This is a genomic window from Bacillus sp. FDAARGOS_527, assembly GCF_003812125.1.
Taxonomy (GTDB): Bacteria; Bacillota; Bacilli; order Bacillales; family Bacillaceae_G; genus Bacillus_A; species Bacillus_A paranthracis.
In genome coordinates this window covers 2,003,529-2,023,604 of record NZ_CP033795.1, presented here as the reverse complement: position 1 = coordinate 2,023,604, position 20,076 = coordinate 2,003,529, and the positions used below count along the sequence as shown (strand labels likewise).

The window sequence follows — 20,076 nt, the reverse complement described above, 5'->3', positions numbered from 1 at the left end:
ATGAAAGTACCTCCAATGAATAATACCCCTGCTAAAGTTAAGCAGGGGAGTGGGAATTAATTTTTAACTAATTCATCTACTTTTTCAAGAGAAAAAATACCGCTATTTCTAATGTTTTCAACAACTTGTTGTAACACTTCTTTATCTTGAACGAGTGCAATACGTACAAAGCCTTCTCCGTGAGGTCCAAATGCATGACCTGGCGTAACAACGACATTCGCACGATCCATTAATGCATAAGCGAAGTCTATAGAAGTCCAGTCTTTCGGGATTTCAGCCCAGACGAACATACTACCAGCTGGTTTATCGACATTCCAGCCAAATGTTCGGAACCCATCAACTAAAGTATCTCTACGTTCTTGATAAATAGCCCGGTTTTTCTCACAAAAAGCAGCGCCATTTCTTAGTGCAGCGGATGCTGCTTTTTGAATAGGTAAAAATACTCCGTAATCTGTATTAGATTTAAATTGTGTAAGTGCCCCGACAATTTCTTCATTACCAATCATATAACCAATACGACTACCTGCTAAACTATAACTTTTTGACAAAGAGTTGATTTCTACGCCAACTTCTTTAGCACCAGGTACAGAGAGGAAGCTAATTGGTTTATTACCATCAAAATAAAATTCAGCATAAGCAAAATCATGGACAACAATAATGTTATGCTTTTTCGCGAATGCAATTACCTCTTTAAAGAAATCTGCATGAGCCATTGCTGGGACGGGATTCCCTGGGAAGTTTAAAATCATCATCTTCGCTTGATCCGCAATTTCTTCAGGAATTAGCTCTAAGTTAGGTAAGAAATCATTATCTTTCTTTAAAGGCATGTAGTAAGATGTTGCACCAGCCATTTGAATTCCTGTTTCATAAGCTGTATATCCTGGATCAGGAACTAATATAATATCTCCCGGATTCGCATAAACCATAGGTAAATGAACGAGTCCGTCCTGTGACCCCATTAATAATAAAACTTCTTTATCGGCATTTAATATAACATTATGAGTGTTGTTGTAATATTCAGTTACAGCTTCGTGAAATTCTTGAATACCACTTAATGTGTATCCATAGCTTTCTTTTTGATTTGCTGTATGTACCATTTCTTCTCTTACGAAATCAGCAGGTGGCATATCAGGATTCCCGATACTTAAATCAATCATTTTGTGACCTGCTGCAATTTTTTCTTTTTTATAGGCCCCTAATTCACTAAATATAGAAGATTGGAATGCTTTCATTCTAGTTGCTAACGTGTAAGTCATCAAAACCCCTCCTAAAAAACAGTGTTTTCTTTCTGCGTTTTTAATTATTCTGAAAACACATGGTTACATTTTATCACTTTTTTGTGAAAATTAAAATGATTGACAAATTTAGAGGGAGGATAAAGAGATGGAATACAAAATAACGCAGAAAACATTTTCTGCGTTTGATATGAAGTGTAATCATTTCTTTTTATATGTACATAATTTTTCCACTGCATAAAAGTATACGTTTAATTTGCCATCGACAACTTTTAAAGTTTGATCTGATGTAAATGAGTTACCATAATCAATGTGATATACATTAGCATCCTTAACAAATGAGCCTTTGTATAAATCGTCTTTTTTCTTCGTTGTTTGCATCTCTACTAAATATTGAATGATTTTTTCTTTCTTTTCTTCTTTTACAACTGTTTCAAATTTATAAGATACAGGACAAAGACCGTTTTTGTTATCAATGACTTCCCAAGTACCGTATATGTCATTATTGCTACATCCACTGAGTAGTATAATGAATAGTGGAATAAGTAATAGAACCTTTTTCATTTTGTACTCCTTTCTTTTCATTTTCGATAAACGTGCGAATGCGATAGGAATATTGTAATAAATAAAGTTTAAATTTTTATAAAGAATTATTTAATTTCATATAAAAATTTAGGGGAATTGAAAAAGCATGAATCAAGTGTATAGTCAGATTCATGCTGAGTACTGTAGCTTATGTTATGTCTCTTTTGAGGAAAAATAAAGAAGAAAGTAGGATCACAATTCCATTTGAAATATATACAATTGCAACAATAAAGGCTAATGTACCTGCGCCAAATCCAGCTTTATCAAATATAGAAGCGAATGCTGTAGTAGTCAAAAAGACAAGGGGAGTCAGTAGTGAAGATATAAAACCTGCGACAATTCTTCTTTTAAAGTTATGCTGAGAAAGGGAAATGGCTAAAAAGTTTAGGATGCTAAACATAACTATTACAAAAATAAAGATAATAAATAATTGCATACCATCAGACATTCCTACACCGCCTTGTTTTAGATAATAGTTTATATAATGTATTCGAAGGTAAGAGTGTTTACTCCTTTTAATAATTTCAATAAACGTAATAAATAAGATTATATACAACAAAGAAGCATGGATTAGTTTAATACTACTAAATCCATGCTTCTTTAATTATGTTATAAATTCGCAGATTGCGAAGGTTGTTTTTCATACTGTTTCTGTTTAGATAGCGATATGAAGGTAATGAATAATGAAATAACACCGAAAATAAGAACCATATATTGCAATCCAATCGTATCTAAGAAGAAGCCTGTGCCAAGTAAGACAATTTGGAACATCACTCTCTCAAACATATTACGGAATGAGAATAGACGGCCGTGATAGCTTTTTTCCACTTTTGTTTGGAAAATTGTCGACATAATAGGGAAGAAGCAACCGACACTAAAACCAAATAAACCAAATGATGTAAGAGACATCCATTTTATATCGCTAAAGAACAATGATAGATGTGCAAAAGCGGTACAAACTGCGAAGAAATATAGTAACTTTTCAGGTTTGAAATGGTCCGATAAACGTTTAATAACGAAGGCACCTAACATAAATGCGATACCTTCAATTGTATATATAAATCCTTTAATCGTTGGATCATGTTGCATTTCGCTAATATTAATTACCATTAAATTAAATCCAGCTATAAATAGTAGCGGGATAATACTTAATATAAGTGCTGTAAAAGCAATCGGAATTCCTTTTAAAATACGAAATACTTCCATAAAGCTATTATCTTTTGCCGCTTGTTTACTTGGTGTTGTTGATTTCTTATCTTCGAATTGTAGGAAGAAAGTTGAGAGGAATAATAAAGCGTACGCTGCCATTGAGAAGGCATACATATACTGTAAACTCATTACAACTAAAAGAATTCCACCTAGTGAAGTACCTGCAATACGAGCGATTGTACCTACATTCATATGTACACCGTTCATTTGTAATAATTCATGCTCACGTACGATGAGCGGGATTACAGATTGTAATGCAGGGAAATAAAATGCTGCTGAAATTTGAAGAGCAACCATAAATGCAATCATAAAGGCAATACTTTCAAATTGGATAGCGAAAAACATAAAAATAACACTTATAACACGACCAAATCCGGCGTAAAGAAGAACTTTTTTCTTTTCATATTGATCAATTATGCGACCTGCCATAGGACCAACTAGAACACCAGCTAATAGTCCGATAAATAATATAACTGATTTCATGAAATCAGAAGGGACATATTTTTGCATAAACTCAAGGTTACCAAGAATACCAAGCCATAACCCTAGACCAGCAATAAACTCCCCGATTAAAACAATCCAAACATTTTTATTACGCCACATAATATAAAACCTCTCCGTCTTTTAAAATGAAAAACTCGTATATAAAACCTCCTTATTTTATGTATTATTTTTAACGAAATTTTTTAGAGTCAGAGTCTATATTACGTGTTTCATGAATGGAATTCAATCTTTTTGATTTGTCAAAAATTTGATGTGTTAATAGATGAAACAAGTAAGTCCAAATGTACAAAACTTATGATTAAAAATTCATTGAAGGTAAGGAGAAATAAAATAAAAGCATCAAGAAATTATCACAAGTAAATGATATTTTTCTTGGTGCTTTTGTACTTAGGCCGAATATTCTTCTTTGCGTACTTCGAAAAATTCATTACGACGTAAGTAATTATAAACTTTCTCGGAAACCTCTTCTTCTTCAGACATTAAGAAACGATGATTAAAAGCATAGAAGGATTGACCTTTAATTAATTTTACGTAGTAAATTTTACACGCCTCCTCTAGCAAAATTAGTATTCACTTAATATTATGATGACCTATATGCTTGTGAATCATACTTGAAGTTTCAAAGTATAGAAGCGAAACAAATTAAAAAGCTTACAAAACTGTAATGTTGTTGTCACGTTTTCCGATAGTTAAAAATAACCAATCTCTTCTATACTACAAATAAGTTACATAAAATAAGGGGGTAAAAATGATGGATGAAGTGATTGGAGAAGTTGTAGCAGGAATTTGTGAATTTGTGGTGGAAGTAACAGCAGATGCTATTGGGAATTTAGTTTCTGGAAAGGATGAGGAAAAAGAAACATTATAATAGTTTGTAAAAGTATACAGATGATTAAACTATAAAGGTTGATTTCTAAAGGGAAGTCAGCTTTTTTATTTTTTACATTATATTAATATTATTTGAATATTCATTTGTTATTATGTTTATGAAACTCATAAAGGAGGTGAATAAATAAAGATGTCGAATTTAGAGGCTGATTTATCTGATTCTCGTTTAATTGTGGCGAATGTGGAGGAAAAGGAATATCACTTTATTGTTCGTGAACACCCGATTGTAGGAAAAATTATATCGCTATTGGAAAATGGAAAAGAATATGGTTTAATAGATAAACAAATTGCTAATAAAGATAAATTTATTAAATCGGAGCTTACTAAATTAGAGTATTTTAACATAGATGTTCTCTATCATACACCTGGATGGATATGGATTGGTATGGATCAATTTGGTTTACATGCTCGTGAGGCTACTTATAACGAAGTAGACGTTATTATGAAGTTGAAAGAGGATTTATATTATATAGATGTATATGAAAAAGTAAAAATGTAATTGATATTTGGTCAGGTTAGGGGACAAGTTCCCGTAGCCTTTTTTGTTTTATATGTAAACGGAAAATCGATTTTATGTTGATGATAGGACAGCATGATAAGAAGTGAGCTGAAAAGAGGATTTGAAAATACATAAAGAGAACTTTAATTATTATATGAATTTTATATGTAAATAACAATAGAAAGAAGATGATAAAATGAGTAAAGAAGAGCTTGTGAAACAACAGTTTGGTAATAATGCGGAGAAGTATGTAAAAAGTAAAATTCATGCTAAAGGACCGGATTTACAATATGTAGTTCAACAAGTTGAGTCTCGTCATAATAATCGTCTTCTTGATATTGCTACTGGCGGAGGACATGTTGCAAATGTATTAGCGCCATTGTTTAACGAAGTAGTTGCTTTAGACTTAACAGAAAAAATGTTAGAGAATGCAAAAAAATTTATTATAAGTAACGGCCATGAAAATGTGTCTTTTGTTGCTGGAAACGCTGAGAGTTTACCGTTTTCTGATAGTTCTTTTGATACAATTACGTGCCGAATTGCAGCACATCACTTTACGAATCCAGCTCAGTTTATTTATGAAGTAAATCGTACGTTAGAAGATAATGGATTGTTTATTTTAATAGATAATGTTTCACCGGAAAATAATGAATACGATACATTTTATAATTTTATAGAAAAAAAGCGGGATCCGAGTCATGAACGGGCTTTGAAAAAAACAGAATGGATTACCTTATTAGAGAAAAATGGTTTGCAAATGCAGTCATGTCTTACTTTTGACAAGGAATTTGATTTTGACTGGTGGTGCGATATGATGAATGTACCTTTGCAGAAGCGGGTGAAGTTAACAGAATGTATGATGAAAACATCAGTTGAAATGCAAGAATTCTTTAACATTCAATATGAAAATAATAAAATTATATCGTTTTATACTGAAATGGCATTGTTTGTATGTAAAAAAAGTTTAACATTAAAAAGATAAATTTCTTGCAGTCTTTCCAAAGTACGTTATACTTAGTAACAGAGAAAATGAGAATTGAGGAAATGTAATAATGATTCGCGTACGTATTGAAGGAACTGAAGAAGAAATGCTTGAATTTATGGAGAAAATGCCGGATATTCCTGGATTTGAAAAAACACATACGAGAGAACCAAGAAAAGGAAATAATCCAAAGTATGATTCAAGTAAAAATGTGCTAGCATATTTATCTTATAAAAAGATTGAAGTCGCCAATAAATAGGCGGCTTTTTTAGTTTACACCGTTTCACAGCCTTGTCTTTTTTACATACTAATAATAGTAGATAATGCTGAAGAGGGGTGAGTATAGTTAATAAGAAAATCATCTTTTTTGGAGACTTTGGTATTGATGATGCTGTGGCGTTAATTTATGCAAATAAAACATGTAAATTAGATATTTTAGGTATTGTTGCTGAATATGGGAATGTATCGCGAGAAATCGTAACAGAAAATGTGTATTTTTTAGAAAGATACTATGCTACAGAAGTAAAAATCATTGAGGGTGCAGCAAGACCGATGACAGCTGAAGAACCTTTGTTTTTTCCTGAAATTCATGGAGAGCACGGCCTAGGTCCCATTATTCCACCTGAAATGAGGATTTGTAAACGGGAAAATTTTTGTGAATTAATTAAATTAATTGAGCCTTGTCCAGAAGATATTATTATCGTAGCGACAGGACGATTAACAACATTGGCAACATTATTTTTATTATATCCAAATGTAATGGATAAAATATGTTCGTATTATATTATGGGCGGTGCGTTTTTATTTCCTGGTAACGTTACTCCTGTATCGGAGGCAAATTTTTATGGAGATCCAATTGCTGCAAATATTGTAATGAAGTACGCAAAGAATGCGACTATTTATCCATTAAATGTAACGCAACAGGCCCTAATTACGCCTGAAATGGTGGATATTATTAATAAAGAAGGAACAGGGCAGGCAAAGCTTATTAAACCAATGATTGATTTTTATTATGAGAACTTTTATAAAAAAGAATACCCGGGTATTGCTGGAAGTCCGATTCACGATTTGCTTCCGTTCATTTCATTTATAAATGATGATATTTTTGAATATAAAAAATCTGCAGTTTGGATTAGTACGACAAATGACGTAACAAGAGGACAAAGTGTGGCTGACTTTAGAAAAATAGCTGAGCCGACGAGGTTTGATGATCGGCCGATACAAAGAATTGCGGTTGGTTTTAATTATCCTGCATTTAAAGAAGAGTTTATGCGGACAATATTGAAGCCCGATTGTCCATGATAAGTGTAATATCTCAAGCTGCATAAATCGTTAGTCTAAAAAGTTAATTAACATGTATTGTTTTTACAAAAAAATACAGTTATGCTCCATGAATAACTTATGAAAAATGTAACATAACTAATGGTAAGCAATTGTTTCTAATTATATTTTGATTGGTGAAATATAAAGGAGGTTATCATATGATTTGGTCTTTAATCGTTGGTGGTATATTAGGGTGGCTTGCTAGCTTAATTACTGGTAGGGATGTACCAGGTGGTGTAATTGGTAATATTATTGCTGGTATTATTGGTTCTTGGATTGGTGGGAAATTACTTGGTAGTTTCGGCCCAGTAATCGGCGGATATGCAATTATTCCAGCTTTAATTGGTGCGATTATTTTAATCTTCATCGTAAGTTTCTTATTGCGAGCAATGCGAAAATAAATGTAAGGACTGTTTACATTTGTAAGCAGTCCTTTTTATATGTTATGCTAGTATTGTATTATACAATCAGGAGGTGTCAGCATTGAAAACATTTACAGTAAATTTCCATCAAGAAGATAATGCTAAAGCGACAACAGTACATAAATTAAGTGAAGAGGACTTCAATAAAGCGACAGAAAAAGGCACTCGTCATCTATTTGATTTAGATACAAATGTTGGATTCTTCGTATTCTTTGATGCAGAAGATGCAGAAGGAAATGATCAATACTTAATGTTACAATATGAAGGAGATCATGAAGAGCCAACTGCGTGCTACGGATTTGATTTAAAACTATACTATCAATTTTTAGCACTATACTTAAATGATCTTGAATTCCAAGGTGAAACTGATGAAGAAGAGGAAGAGTATGGTCCAATTCATCATTTAGCTCACTTACTTTATCATATTGTTGAAGATGGTAAGTCAATCGAAGTGTAAAAATACATATGTAAAGCTGTCCTTTTTGGACAGCTTTTTTCAATTTTTTAAGCATACTACACAAAGTTCTTGCTATAATTTATATATCTTGATGACTATATTATATGAGTAGGAAGTGAAGTATTTGTTTACTATTGAGAATTATAGAAATTCTTTAATAAAAGGACTAGAAGCAAAATCATCTGATTTAATTGAAAGATTAAAAGCAACAACACACCTTAATTATTATAAAGAAATAGATTTATTAGATTTTACTGTTTTTGTTCAGTCATTTGAACTGTCAATCGTTATGTTTTCAATGGATGGAGAAGCGAATGAAGTCTTTTATGAAGGAACTGAAGAAGGAATTTTTTCTGGTAGCTATGATGTAATGGATGATATTACATATTTTACGTTCAGTAGTGAAGAATCTGATGAATTTTGGGATTTTTACGAAAAAAATGATGCGAAGTTATCTGAACTTGAAACGAAAGTTATAGTAGAATGGTTTGCGACTTGCTGGAATAAAGCTGGTGGTATGAATGTTACATTACCTTCTTACGTTAGTTTTCATGATGATAATGAATGTTATGATTTACATAATGGTAAATGGATTTCTGATGGTGATAGATGGTTTGACTAAACAGAAAAAGCAACAAAGATAGCTCTTCTTTCTTTGTTGCTTTTTCTATATTTAAGGCAGGATTGTAGTGTAATTGGCGAGAAGGGATATATAAGGAGATGGGGGAAATGATTAATAATACAATTCCAAGTTTTTTAAAATTATGGGAAAGCACCGACGTAGAATTAGCAGTCCTCAATCAATACTTCACTTCGCATCCAGAGATATTTGAAGAATACTTTAAGTATCATTGTCCTAATACGAATGAATGTCTTTCTAATGCCATAAAACAATATCCCGCAAAAATAGAAGACATCCGTATCATTACTAAAACATTGCCAATCATTATCCAAGAGGTAACAAATGCATATCATAATAAATTTAACTTTGATGTAAAAATGAAATTTCATTTATTTGTTGGAGGATTTGGATCTAATGCATTCGTAGAGAGGGAGATCATTGGAGATATATTTTTTGCGGTAGAAAAATTATCTCCAGATTTGAATCATCTTCGTGTTATTGTCGCTCACGAAATAGGACATATATATCATAATGTTATGTTACAAAATAATGGAATGGATTGGGAGAAAGCTGAGTGGACCGATGCGGCAGTTAATTTGTATCGTGAAGGTGTTGCAACATACGTATCAAAGCAAATTGTGAAAGGTTTAAATGAATCCGTGTATTACTCATATGACGATGATGGTGAACGTTGGTTACAATATTGTATAGAAAATGAAGAACAAATAAAGAAACGTTTTTTGAAAGATTATATAGAAGGATGGACGTTTGAAAAAGAGAAAGAGTGGTTTCGGTTATCTGGCGGACAATATTTTGGATACAACCGACTCGGTTATTTTTTAGGAACAGCTTTTGTAGAATATGTTGCACAAGCATTGGGCGAGAGTGAAGTATTTACTTTTTGGAACAAACACAATTTGAAAAGAGGTGTAATGGATTGGTTATCGAAATGAATCAGATTATGATAGGGGGCTGAAATGTATGAGAGTGTATGTAAAGATAGGTATGTTATTTCTCGCTTTTACATGTATTTTTGCATTAGTAGCATGTAAAGGAACGGACGAAAAAAAGGAAACAGATCCAACAACGGAAAATAGTAAAAATGAACAGAATAATACTTCTGAAGAAAAGAAAGAGCCTGATGAAAAATCAAATAAGGAAGGGTCAACAAAACCAAAGATAGATCCAAGCACGAAAGATACAGTAATCAATCAAAAATCAATTAACCACGTTAAAGAATTATTTGAACTAGCGAAAGAAGGAAAAGTACCTAATGTTCCGTTCGCAGCGCATACAGGAGATATTGAAGAAATAGAAAAAGCGTGGGGGAAAGCAGATAAAACAGAACAAGCAGGAAACGGAATGTACGCTACCTTTACAAATAAAAATGTTTCCTTCGGTTTTAATAAAGGATCACAAGTTTTTGATGTACGCTCCTATCATGCAGAACTAAAATCAATTACATTACAAGAAATTGAAAAGGCATTAGGAAAACCAAACTCAGTTAAAGGAAATGGTGAAGATAAAATATATGTATATAAAGTAAACAATCAGTTTGAGTTAAAATTCATTATTCCAAAATCGACTGGTAAGGTAAATCATATTTCGGTATTTTCACCTGAGGATAGTATTAATAAAATGGCAGGGTAGGATAATAAAAAAGGATGTCACAAAAGTCGAAATCGATGACTATGTGACATCCTTTTTTTGGTGTAAATAAGAAACTTCCTTTTATAAAATATGATGGGGATGCTCTAAAACATCTTTTTGAATATCTTTTCTTCTTTTCTTACGCTCTAAATTTTGAACAAAAAGAGCTTGGATAATGCCGCCAATCATTAAGAAACAAGCACAACTATAAAATAGCATACTACCGTTTAGTTTACTTAATAAAACCGCACCGATAACAGGACCGCACGTTCGAGATACATCCCAGTGTAAGCCGTAAATTGAAAAATACAATCCACGTTTATCTGAAGGAGCGATTTCTGAAACAAATCGAAGTAAATGGTTTAAAGCAATACTTTCGCCAATGACTAAAAAGAGTAATGTGAAAAATAGTGACACGATTGTTGCTGAAAGGCCGTAGCCAATTGCAGCTACTATATAACAGGCATAAGAAATAATGATGATTTTGGCCATGGAAAATCTTTCAGACCACTTTACGAGGAAAATTTGTAGAATGATTTCCATAATAGCCCGGCATGTTGAAATAAAAGCGAGTATGAAAATGAAATTCGGAAATACATCTTCTGCGAAAATACGATAATTTGTCTCAGTTTGTGCATAAAAAAAGCTAATAGGCAGTGTAGAAACCATAAGTCCAATTACGGCGGAATGATTGCGTACAAACTGTTTTGGAGATGATACTTCAAGTTTTTGCTCGGGCATTGTAATTGCCGGAGCGGTTTCTGGGAGCTGAGTCCAAACAACTACTGCATAAACCATAAGTGTAATACTTTGCATCATAAATAAATATTCAGGATGAGTGTTATAAAAGACTGCACCAATTAAAGGGCCAATTACGGTACCAATTGCTCCCATCGTTTGCAGGAGGGCAAAAATTTCCGCTTGCTGCCCTTGTTTTGTTAAATCAGCAATTTGTGCTCGTTGGGCGGGAATATATAAGGAACGGCCAATACCATTTATGACGTATAACAATGCAAATATAAAAACGGATTGAGCGAAAACGAAACTACCGATTGCAACACCTTGTAGTAACAATCCTAGTAACATGATTTTCTTTCGTCCATATTTATCAGTAATTCCACCAGCAATTAGTGTAAATACGATGTCTGAAAGTGGTTGTAGCCCGAAAATAAGCATAGTAATCATTATATTACCGTTTAACATTTTATTAACATAAATAATCATAATGAGTGCTAACATGGATTCTGTTGTTCGAGTTAATAATTCACCGCCCAGTCTAATAATGATTGGTTTATTGTAACGTAATAAGAGATGATTCAATATTGTTTCCTCCTTTCTATATTGAAATGATAAGATGAAAGGAGAAATGGAAAAAGGGTAGAAACAAAAGGGGTTATTTTTCACCTTTTAGGGGGATTATGATGTTTATTTTAGATCAATATATTGAATTATGGTGTGCCTATGGTAAAGAGAGACAAGAAGGCGAACAATTTGAAGTAACAGTACAAATGATTGCAGAAACATTATTTTGTACAGAACGGAATAGTAAATTAATTATCAAAAAGTTAGATGAATTAAATTGGATTGCTTGGTTTCCAGGGCGCGGGAGAGGGAATCGTTCTAAATTAATATTTCAAAAGCAACCAATTCCACTAATTTTAGAAAGAGGAAAAGAATTAACGAAAAAAGGAGATGTGAAAAGTGGAATCTCATTTGTGGAGCGCTACAGCTCGCAATTTCCGTCAGTAAAGAAAGAGTATGAAGTTTGGATAGATTCCATATTTGGTCATCAAATAGAAAGGACATCCGAAGGGAGAAGAGATGTCCTTCGTTTGCAGGTTCAAATGAATTTAGATATTGCATTAGATCCGGTTTACGCTACGATGCGATCGGAATGTCATATGGTTAAACATATTTTTGATACACTCGTATATGTAAATGAGGAAACAAATTCTATAGAACCAAGACTTGCTTTTCAATGGGAATATAATGATGCTGAAAAGGTATGGACTTTTTATTTACGAAAAGGCGTTCGTCTTCATAATGGAAAACGACTTACTGTACATCATGTTATACATTCATTGAATCGATTTATGAAAGCTGAAAACAACCCACACGCATGGATGTTACAACATGTTGAAAGTTTCCGTGCAGTGGATGAATTTGTTGTTGAAATTCAATTACATACGGTAAATAGGATGTTTTTACATATGCTAAGCGCAGAACAGTGTTCTATCGTAATTGAAGATGAAGCAGGAAACTTCATAGGTACAGGGCCTTTTATATTACGAGAGAAGAATACACATTTATTTGCATTAGAAGTACATGATTTATATTATCGTGAAAGACCTTTTCTTGACCGAATTGAACTATTGAATGTAGAGAAAAATGTAAATACATATGACGTATTAATAAAGGCACAGTATAAAGATAAAGAAAATCTTAATAAAGAACTTTCACGGCTTGAATCGAATGTGACATATGTAACGTGTAATCTTGTAAAAAAAGGGCCAATGCAAGATGAGCTGTTTCGAAAAGCGCTATACAAAATTATTCATGGTGATAAAATCGTTCAAGAACTCGGCGGAGAACGTGGAGAAGTGGCAAAGAAACTAATATTAGCAAATGAAAGTATAGTAGATATTGACGAAGATATTCAAAGTTTAATTAAAAGGAGTACGTATCATAGTGAAGTGCTACAACTATACACATTTAAAGGACGAGATCACGTTGAAGATGCGCAATGGATACAAAAAGAGTGTGCGAAGTACGGGATTCGTGTAGAAAATAATTTTCTTGAAATAGAAGAGTTATTGGAAATAAATACGATACAAAAAGCTGATATGATGCACGATAGTGCAACGATTAGCGAACGAATAGAAGATAGTCTACTATACATGTTTCTTACAAAAAATAGTTTTATTCATGGGCAAAGCAGCATGGACTTTCATGCAATGTTATCTCCTTATTTCAAACAAGAACAAGTAGAGAATAGAGTTACACTGTTACGCGATATTGAGGACACATTGTTACGTCAAATTCATGTTATTCCTTTATATCGCAACAAACAACAAGTAACTTCTCATGAAAAAGTACAAAATATAATGATTAATTCACAAGGGTGGATTGATTTTTATAGAATATGGTTTAAACCTTGATAGATAAAGGCTCTTATGCATTTTTTATAAGATGTGTAAGAGCCTTTTTGTATGTAAAATAGGATTGTTTTACACATTGTTACGCTACTTGTGATAAAAGTCCATTTACAACGTAACAGTGTTATGTTACATTGTTATCAGGAGGGAGTGTTATACAGTTGAGTACAGATTTAATTTCAAAAAAAGATTTATTAGAACTTACTGGTATTTCATACGGACAGTTATATAGGTGGAAAAGAAAAAATTTAATACCGGAAGATTGGTTTGTACGAAAGTCTACATTCACGGGTCAGGAGACATTTTTTCCGAAAGAAAAGATTTTAGAGCGAATTGATAAAATCCAAACGATGAAAGAGGATCTATCACTTGATGAACTAGCGAATATGTTCTCACCGAGTGTGAGAGAAATTCTTTTAACGAAGGAAGACATTTTACGTAAGGGGATTGCATCAGAACCAGTTTTACAATTTTTCATAGAACAAACGAATAAAACAGCAGAGTTTCAATTTGTAGATATTCTTTATGTGTACATGTTAGAAGAATTACTACAATCGGGAGAGATTAGTTTAGAAGAAGGAAAAATGGTCTTGCAAGTTTTAAGTGAAAATTATGAAGCAATGAAACATAAAACGTGTGACTTAATCATTGTCCGAAAGTTAGGGATTTCTACATGTTTCTTAGTTTCAAACGTGGACGACTTAATTTTTGAAAAAGGCACCAAAATCGTTTTACGCGAAGCGATTATGAAATATACCGAAGCATTAAAAACTAAATTGTTGTAGTGGAGGAGAAAGTATGCGTACAGATAATTTGATTATAAATGGTTACGGTTCATCGAATGGCGGCGAGTTTCATAAAGTGCAATTAAACGGAAAAGGAACTGTGAATGGAGATGTTGAATGTGAGCAATTTGAATGTAACGGTTACGGAGCAGTTACTGGCGATTTGAAAAGTAACAGTGCACGAATTAGCGGATCTGGTAAAGTTGATGGCACGGTTCATGCTGAAACGATGCGAATTGATGGAAAAGCTACAATTACGCAAAATGTAAAGGCAAACAGTTTGAAAATTGCAGGAAAAGGTACGATAGGTGGAAATGTCACAGGTGAAGAATTTAAAGTTAATGGTCAAGCAACAATTGACGGTAATTGTGAAGTGGATACTTTTTCTTCAGAAGGACAATTTACAATTGGCGGATTATTAAGCGCTGATGAAATAAATATTAATATTCACGGTACATGTCGCGCGAAAGAAATTGGTGGTCAAACGATTAAAGTAAGACATAGATCAGGTACATTAAGTAGGCTATTTAAAACAGTATTTGGCTTGCGGTTAGAAGCTGAACTATTAGAAGGTGACAATATTGATATTGATTATGCTCACATAAGAACGGTAAGAGGAAACAATATTACAGTAGGACCGAACTGTGAGATTGAACTCATTGAATATACAGGTGTTCTAACTGTTGATAAAAGCGCAAATGTAAAAGAAATTAAGCAGGTTTAATGGGAGGGAGAAAGCACTATGGAACATCCACATAGTCTCACAGTAAATGGTTCCGGTAATTCAGCAGGCGGAGATTATAATAAAGTGAAGATACGCGGCGAAGGAACGATTTCTAATGATATGAGCTGTAATGAATTTAAAACGTACGGCACGAGTGATGTACGGGGTAATATGAAAGTAAAAAATTATGTTGTGTATGGAGATAGTGAAGTACAAGGAAATGTAGATGCAGAATATGTAAAAGTATATGGTAATACAAAAATGCATGGTGATGCACATATTGAAAAAACAAAAGTTAGAGGTATGATAGATATTGCTGGGAAACTTTCAGGTGATTTTGTCGATGTAAAAGGTGCTTTAAATGTGAGGGAAAATATTGAAGTAGAAGATTTATCATTAAATGGTGGTCTTGAAAGTGATGGATTACTTAATGCTGAAAATATTCAAATCTCACTTCGTTATGAAGGAAGTAAGGTAAGAGAAATTGGTGGTAAAAAAATTACGATTCGTAAAAAAGCGAGATTTCTTCCTTTTATTAGTCATGTTGGAAACCTCCAAACTTCAATTGTTGAAGGAGATGATATTTATTTAGAACATACGATTGCTGACGTAGTGAGAGGAAACAACGTTACAATTGGCCCTGGGTGTGAAATTAGTGTTGTAGAATATCATACTAGTTTTAATCAAAAGGGTAATACAGTTGTAAAAGAACATAAACAAATATAAGTAGTATGAGGGAGAGCAAGGTTATGGTTGAGAAGAATAATAAGCTCGGCTTTATTGTGGCGGGCTTATTGCTAGGTATTTTAATGGCATCAATGGATAATACCATTGTCGTAACAGCGATGGGAACGATCGTTGGTGACTTAGGAGGTCTTGAAAACTTTGTATGGGTCGTTTCTGCCTATATGGTCGCAGAAATGGCAGGTATGCCGATTTTCGGTAAACTATCAGATATGTATGGAAGAAAGAGATTCTTTATTTTTGGTTTAATCGTCTTTATGATTGGTTCGGCACTTTGTGGTACTGCTGAAAACATTACACAGTTAGGCATTTATCGTGCCATTCAAGGTATTGGCGGCGGGGCATTAGTACCGATTGCATTTACTATTGTTTTTGATATTTTCCCTCCTGAAAAGCGCGGGAAAATGGGTGGTTTATTCGGAGCAGTATTTGGATTATCAAGTATTTTCGGGCCATTACTTGGCGCATATATTACAGATTATATTAGTTGGCACTGGGTATTTTACATTAACTTACCTCTTGGCATTTTAGCACTTATTTTTATTACATTCTTTTATAAAGAATCACGAGTTCATAGAAAACAAAAAATTGATTGGTTCGGCGCAATTACTTTAGTTGGTGCAGTAGTTTCTTTAATGTTTGCTTTACCAATTAACTCATATAACAAACTATTACCTATAAAAAATAGAGAGGCCTATATGACCTCTCTATTTTTTGTGTTGTAATAGAAAACATTACTGTTGAATATGAAAATGGTTTCTACTACAATCGACTCATAACAACTCTTTTTTCTCATTTAGAAATTGCGTGTAGAAAAGAAGTTGTTTACAGAATTGTTCTCGTTGAGATTCATCCAGGCCTGCGAAAACCGTTTGGATCTCTTCGAGGATAATTTTTAATTGTTCTTCAGATTCTGGAATATTTCTTCCTAAAAGTGCATCGATTGATGTGTTAAAGAAACTGGCGATACGGTCTAAAGATTTTAAGTCGGGTTCATTAAAGTTGGTCTCTAAGTTACTAACCTGGCTACGACTTAATTGGACCATTTCTCCAAATTCCGCTTGTGTTAAAGAACGATTTGACCTGAATTTTTTTAAAGTTTCTCCAAAAGTGTTCATGCCTATTATTATAAATAAGGCATTATTTTTAAACTATAAATGCCAAGAAATTTGGCGTAAATTAATATTTCGAGAAGTTTTGTGGATGATGAAGGATCAACAACTAGAACAATTGTTCTGTTGGTGGTAGAATATTCTTGTGGGGATATTGGGATATTTTGAAAAAACTTTCTCAATATGATTTGAGAAAGAGCGAAACGAATGTTCTAAATTTTATGATAAGATGATGATAATAAAATAAAAGAACAAAAAAGACCCACGGCGTTACAGTGGTGAGGCCGCACTACTGTAACGTTTTACCCTAGTGTGAGTAGGGAAAACTTTCCATGAGTCAGCATTAAGTATAACATACTTCTCAGGCATACATAATTATCGTGATTGTTTTCCTATTGAGAAAAAGGGAGGAGTCTTGTGTTCTAGTCCTGAGGAGGAGGAACATGCGAGATTTGATGAAAGAGTTGAATAACACAATCCAGTCGATGAATATGAGCGTACGAAAAATAGCAAAAGAAATTAATGTAAGCAGAACAACGATTTCAAATGGTTTAGATTTAAAAACTGGAGAAATGAAATTCGACGTGTATGAAAAATTAGTGCACCATATATACAAAGACCCTTTAAAGCAAATAAAGATGATACGAAGTTTCATAGAAAAATGTTCCACTAGTATGAATGTAAGAAAGGCTTTAAGTTATAGCCAAGTAGCTGGAGAATATAAAGTAATAGAATCCCTAATTAAGAGGTTTAGTGAGAAAACTAAAGACGAGGACTTAAACAAGGTACAAAATGACGTACGTAAATATCTAAGTGTCTATAAATTATACAATCATAGGAATATGGATAAGAAACGGGGACAGGAACTATTAGATATAATTTATGAGACACGTGTTTCGTCAGATTCTGAGTGTCAGGCATTATTAAATACACTTCTAATGGCAGCCGAGTATGACAAACAAAGGTATAGTGCTATGTCATCGTATGCGGAAGCTGCTGAAGCGTATATCGCTAAGATGGATAATGGCTATGTTAAAGATTGTTTACGCATGCAGTATTTGGAACGAATTGCGTACACCCAGTTGCATGCTAATGAGGTAAATAACTGTAGAGCTACGTGCCACGAGATTATAAATTCTGAATTGAATTTTACAGTTGTAAAAGCAACAGCATACTGTTGTTTGGGTGAGAGTTACATCTTTGAGAACCCGTTAATGGCAGAAAAATATATTTTGAAAGCTGTCCAATGTTTAGAAGGAATAAGTTCACCGAAAGGGACACAAAAATATAATTCTTTCAAAACGACTCTTGCTTTTTTGTATATTGAGTTCGGGTTTAATTTAACTAATATAGATTTTGAGTGTATTAGTGATGGTGATCTTGCTTATTATGAGTGTTTATATGGTGATAAGCAAAATGGTTATAGAATTTTCGAAAGATTAAAAGAAAAAGGTCTATCAGCTTTTCAAATGTACTATCTTTGTAGAATTGAAAATGATACAATGATGGCAAGGAAATCTTTAGAAGAATTTGAAAAAACGGGAAGCTTAATATATGCGCAACTTCCGAAACACATTTTAATAACTGAAGGAGTGTTGTAACATGAAAAAATTTTTAATTACTACATTATGCGCAATGGCATTATCGATTGGGGTTATTGGTGTTGGTACAGATCAAACTAAAGATTTAGGTAAAGAAAAAATAAATGTACATACTGAAAAAGTACAATTAATGAAAGTTGATCCCGGTGGGATGTAGTATAAATTAATATTTAAAAAGACGCTACTCATAGTAGCGTCTTTCGTCTTTTTAAGGGGTGTCACGTTTTTGAATGTTTTGAGAAAATTGTACCATTTGATACATATTTCACAAACTATTAAGGATGAAGGGGAGGAATTATGGTGAAAAAAGAGACTGCAAAACAAGAAACAAAGCGTTTAATTGGGGAATTATTCGGAGCGGAAAAAGTAAGTTGTGATATGAATTATCTGATGGAAGAACTATACAAACAAGGACAGGTTACACCGGAACAGTACAAGCAGATTACAGCTATATTGCAACAAAAAAAGGAATAGCATCTGGCTAATCCTTTTTTATTTATTGCTGCTTTCTTTGTAGTACTTGTCTTAATAAAACATTTACAAGTTCTGCTTGTTCATCCGTAATTTCTACTCCGTCAGAATGAAGTCTCCCTTTATCTAAGAAATCTTTCACATTAAAGTTAAGGCCGTTAGGATTTTCTGTTCTTCCTAAAATAAAGTCCGTAGTAGTATCAAATATGTCTGCTAATTGCACTAGAACTTCGGCATTTGGTTTTCTTTTATTTGTCTCATATCCGCTATACGTAGAATCGTTTTTACCAATACGATCTGCGACTTCTTGCATTGTCCAGCCTCGTCTATTTCGTAAGAATTTTAATTGAGCTCCTATATTCATACTTTTTACCCCCGTTAAATTCTTTTTTATATTTTCTCTTGGTTTTATTTTTTATAAATTTCGTAAAAATATATAAAACGTTTTTTATTTTATGTGTTTTGGTTACTTATAAGATAACACTTTACTGGACAATTAGACAATGGTAAATACACGCATATTGCAAGTAAAAGCAGATGAAGGTTTACAAAAAAATAAAAATATCGCTTTACTTACTTGCAAAACGCCAGTATAATAAAAATCATTAAAGGTTGTCTGGAGGTGGACATATGAAAAGGACTTGGTTAGCGGATTTACGTGGGAAGAAGCGTATGTCACAGGCGGTTCTAGCAGATAAGGTTGGTGTGACCCCTGGGCACATTGCAGATTTAGAGACTGGTAGACGCGATCCAGGAGGAAAATTAGCCTTGCAAATCGCAATTGTACTCGGGTTCCCTATGGAACATTTTTATTTACCTAATTACTTGCGAAACGCCAGTAAAAAAGAGGTGAAACAATCATTCGAAATGGGTTTTCCACCTGAAGAAAAATTTTTAGAACAATATCCTCATTACATAAAGAAAACTGTAGGGGGTTAAGGATTATGGGAAAGAAGAAATCCTGTTTATACGTCCGTAACGAGTACTACGGTACAGAGAAAAAAGAATTGCTATTTCAAGAAGTATACGAAAAATATCTAGGTGTCAAAGTAACTGTTACACGAAAAAAGAAAGCGAAAGTAAAGGTAAGTTAAATCATTGAAAGGGG

At 33.2% G+C, this 20,076-nt stretch carries 26 protein-coding genes and 1 pseudogene; 19 read left to right on the top strand and 8 right to left on the bottom strand.

The features are described 5' to 3' along the window. Positions 1-56: 56 nt before the first annotated feature. The 5 genes from EGX95_RS12990 to EGX95_RS12970 all read right to left on the bottom strand — a co-directional run bounded on the left by EGX95_RS12990 (position 57) and on the right by EGX95_RS12970 (position 4,073). Entirely contained in the window at positions 57-1,256 is a 1,200-nt protein-coding gene (locus tag EGX95_RS12990) for an LL-diaminopimelate aminotransferase (protein WP_000222667.1), read from the bottom strand. A 180-nt stretch (positions 1,257-1,436) separates the two neighbouring features. Further along, on the bottom strand, positions 1,437-1,799 hold the full coding sequence (locus tag EGX95_RS12985; RefSeq protein WP_000756888.1) for a hypothetical protein: 363 nt from the start codon (positions 1,797-1,799) through the stop codon (positions 1,437-1,439). Positions 1,800-1,968: 169 nt separating this feature from the next. Then, entirely contained in the window at positions 1,969-2,268 is a 300-nt protein-coding gene (locus EGX95_RS12980) for a hypothetical protein (RefSeq protein ID WP_001279507.1), read from the bottom strand. A gap of 161 nt (positions 2,269-2,429) precedes the next feature. After that, positions 2,430-3,632 (bottom strand): MFS transporter, encoded by a 1,203-nt coding sequence (locus EGX95_RS12975; RefSeq protein ID WP_000269245.1) that lies wholly within the window; start codon positions 3,630-3,632, stop codon positions 2,430-2,432. Positions 3,633-3,920: 288 nt separating this feature from the next. Then, the gene (locus EGX95_RS12970; protein WP_073541767.1) at positions 3,921-4,073 is read right to left on the bottom strand and encodes a YqbF domain-containing protein; all 153 of its coding nucleotides are present in this window, start codon (positions 4,071-4,073) and stop codon (positions 3,921-3,923) included. Positions 4,074-4,551: 478 nt separating this feature from the next. Between EGX95_RS12970 and EGX95_RS12965 the strand changes: the two genes are divergently transcribed. The 9 genes from EGX95_RS12965 (at position 4,552) to EGX95_RS12925 (ending at position 10,376) form a co-directional block, all read left to right on the top strand. After that, positions 4,552-4,920, top strand: coding sequence for a hypothetical protein (locus tag EGX95_RS12965; RefSeq protein ID WP_000067099.1), 369 nt, complete (start codon positions 4,552-4,554; stop codon positions 4,918-4,920). Between the two features lie 196 nt (positions 4,921-5,116). Then, the gene (locus tag EGX95_RS12960) at positions 5,117-5,902 is read left to right on the top strand and encodes a class I SAM-dependent methyltransferase (RefSeq protein WP_000031332.1); all 786 of its coding nucleotides are present in this window, start codon (positions 5,117-5,119) and stop codon (positions 5,900-5,902) included. A 70-nt stretch (positions 5,903-5,972) separates the two neighbouring features. Then, a complete protein-coding gene (locus tag EGX95_RS12955; RefSeq protein ID WP_000621882.1) occupies positions 5,973-6,161 on the top strand; it encodes a YvzF family protein in 189 nt (62 codons plus the stop codon). Positions 6,162-6,238: 77 nt separating this feature from the next. Then, positions 6,239-7,204, top strand: a complete 966-nt coding sequence (locus EGX95_RS12950; protein ID WP_000029504.1) for a nucleoside hydrolase — start codon at positions 6,239-6,241, stop codon at positions 7,202-7,204. 179 nt (positions 7,205-7,383) lie between these two features. Next, complete coding sequence (locus EGX95_RS12945) at positions 7,384-7,626, top strand: GlsB/YeaQ/YmgE family stress response membrane protein (RefSeq protein ID WP_000638307.1); 243 nt, start codon at positions 7,384-7,386, stop codon at positions 7,624-7,626. Positions 7,627-7,708: 82 nt separating this feature from the next. Next, entirely contained in the window at positions 7,709-8,104 is a 396-nt protein-coding gene (locus EGX95_RS12940) for a hypothetical protein (protein WP_000847587.1), read from the top strand. A gap of 124 nt (positions 8,105-8,228) precedes the next feature. Continuing rightward, complete coding sequence (locus tag EGX95_RS12935) at positions 8,229-8,726, top strand: hypothetical protein (RefSeq protein WP_000494145.1); 498 nt, start codon at positions 8,229-8,231, stop codon at positions 8,724-8,726. 107 nt (positions 8,727-8,833) lie between these two features. Continuing rightward, positions 8,834-9,679, top strand: a complete 846-nt coding sequence (locus tag EGX95_RS12930; protein WP_000609537.1) for a DUF5700 domain-containing putative Zn-dependent protease — start codon at positions 8,834-8,836, stop codon at positions 9,677-9,679. A 28-nt stretch (positions 9,680-9,707) separates the two neighbouring features. Continuing rightward, positions 9,708-10,376 (top strand): YjgB family protein, encoded by a 669-nt coding sequence (locus EGX95_RS12925; RefSeq protein WP_001267133.1) that lies wholly within the window; start codon positions 9,708-9,710, stop codon positions 10,374-10,376. Between the two features lie 81 nt (positions 10,377-10,457). Here EGX95_RS12925 and EGX95_RS12920 read toward each other — a convergent pair whose 3' ends face one another. Continuing rightward, positions 10,458-11,696 carry an MDR family MFS transporter gene (locus EGX95_RS12920; protein WP_001016155.1) on the bottom strand — a complete coding sequence of 413 codons (1,239 nt, stop codon included), beginning with the start codon at positions 11,694-11,696 and terminating at the stop codon, positions 10,458-10,460. A gap of 101 nt (positions 11,697-11,797) precedes the next feature. On the opposite strand from EGX95_RS12920, the gene EGX95_RS12915 reads away from it, so the two are divergent. The 5 genes and pseudogenes from EGX95_RS12915 to EGX95_RS12895 form a co-directional block, all read left to right on the top strand. Next, positions 11,798-13,534 carry an ABC transporter substrate-binding protein gene (locus EGX95_RS12915; protein ID WP_000470164.1) on the top strand — a complete coding sequence of 579 codons (1,737 nt, stop codon included), beginning with the start codon at positions 11,798-11,800 and terminating at the stop codon, positions 13,532-13,534. Positions 13,535-13,692: 158 nt separating this feature from the next. Next, positions 13,693-14,316, top strand: coding sequence for a YhbD family protein (locus tag EGX95_RS12910; RefSeq protein ID WP_000102250.1), 624 nt, complete (start codon positions 13,693-13,695; stop codon positions 14,314-14,316). Positions 14,317-14,329: 13 nt separating this feature from the next. After that, the gene (locus EGX95_RS12905; protein ID WP_001258369.1) at positions 14,330-15,040 is read left to right on the top strand and encodes a bactofilin family protein; all 711 of its coding nucleotides are present in this window, start codon (positions 14,330-14,332) and stop codon (positions 15,038-15,040) included. Positions 15,041-15,058: 18 nt separating this feature from the next. Next, positions 15,059-15,766 (top strand): hypothetical protein, encoded by a 708-nt coding sequence (locus tag EGX95_RS12900; RefSeq protein ID WP_000400894.1) that lies wholly within the window; start codon positions 15,059-15,061, stop codon positions 15,764-15,766. A 23-nt stretch (positions 15,767-15,789) separates the two neighbouring features. Further along, positions 15,790-16,437: pseudogene (locus tag EGX95_RS12895) on the top strand (MFS transporter); the annotation flags it as partial. Between the two features lie 120 nt (positions 16,438-16,557). On the opposite strand, the gene EGX95_RS12890 reads toward EGX95_RS12895, so the two are convergent. After that, positions 16,558-16,902: a helix-turn-helix domain-containing protein gene (locus tag EGX95_RS12890; RefSeq protein WP_123805627.1), complete on the bottom strand. Its 345-nt coding sequence runs from the start codon at positions 16,900-16,902 to the stop codon at positions 16,558-16,560. A gap of 437 nt (positions 16,903-17,339) precedes the next feature. Here EGX95_RS12890 and EGX95_RS12885 point away from each other — a divergent pair, with 437 nt between their 5' ends. The 3 genes from EGX95_RS12885 (at position 17,340) to EGX95_RS30405 (ending at position 18,971) form a co-directional block, all read left to right on the top strand. Then, positions 17,340-18,497: an AimR family lysis-lysogeny pheromone receptor gene (locus EGX95_RS12885; RefSeq protein WP_123805626.1), complete on the top strand. Its 1,158-nt coding sequence runs from the start codon at positions 17,340-17,342 to the stop codon at positions 18,495-18,497. Position 18,498: 1 nt separating this feature from the next. After that, positions 18,499-18,654 carry a hypothetical protein gene (locus EGX95_RS30410; RefSeq protein WP_192957651.1) on the top strand — a complete coding sequence of 52 codons (156 nt, stop codon included), beginning with the start codon at positions 18,499-18,501 and terminating at the stop codon, positions 18,652-18,654. A gap of 143 nt (positions 18,655-18,797) precedes the next feature. Beyond that, positions 18,798-18,971, top strand: a complete 174-nt coding sequence (locus tag EGX95_RS30405) for a hypothetical protein (RefSeq protein WP_192957650.1) — start codon at positions 18,798-18,800, stop codon at positions 18,969-18,971. Between the two features lie 22 nt (positions 18,972-18,993). Here the strand turns inward: EGX95_RS30405 and EGX95_RS12880 are convergent, their stop codons facing one another. Then, on the bottom strand, positions 18,994-19,332 hold the full coding sequence (locus EGX95_RS12880; protein WP_001020427.1) for a helix-turn-helix domain-containing protein: 339 nt from the start codon (positions 19,330-19,332) through the stop codon (positions 18,994-18,996). 266 nt (positions 19,333-19,598) lie between these two features. Between EGX95_RS12880 and EGX95_RS12875 the strand changes: the two genes are divergently transcribed. Both EGX95_RS12875 and EGX95_RS30400 read left to right on the top strand, forming a co-directional pair. Further along, a complete protein-coding gene (locus EGX95_RS12875) occupies positions 19,599-19,907 on the top strand; it encodes a helix-turn-helix transcriptional regulator (RefSeq protein WP_000831892.1) in 309 nt (102 codons plus the stop codon). Between the two features lie 5 nt (positions 19,908-19,912). Next, positions 19,913-20,062 carry a hypothetical protein gene (locus EGX95_RS30400; RefSeq protein WP_000516775.1) on the top strand — a complete coding sequence of 50 codons (150 nt, stop codon included), beginning with the start codon at positions 19,913-19,915 and terminating at the stop codon, positions 20,060-20,062. The last annotated feature ends 14 nt before the right edge of the window (positions 20,063-20,076 follow it).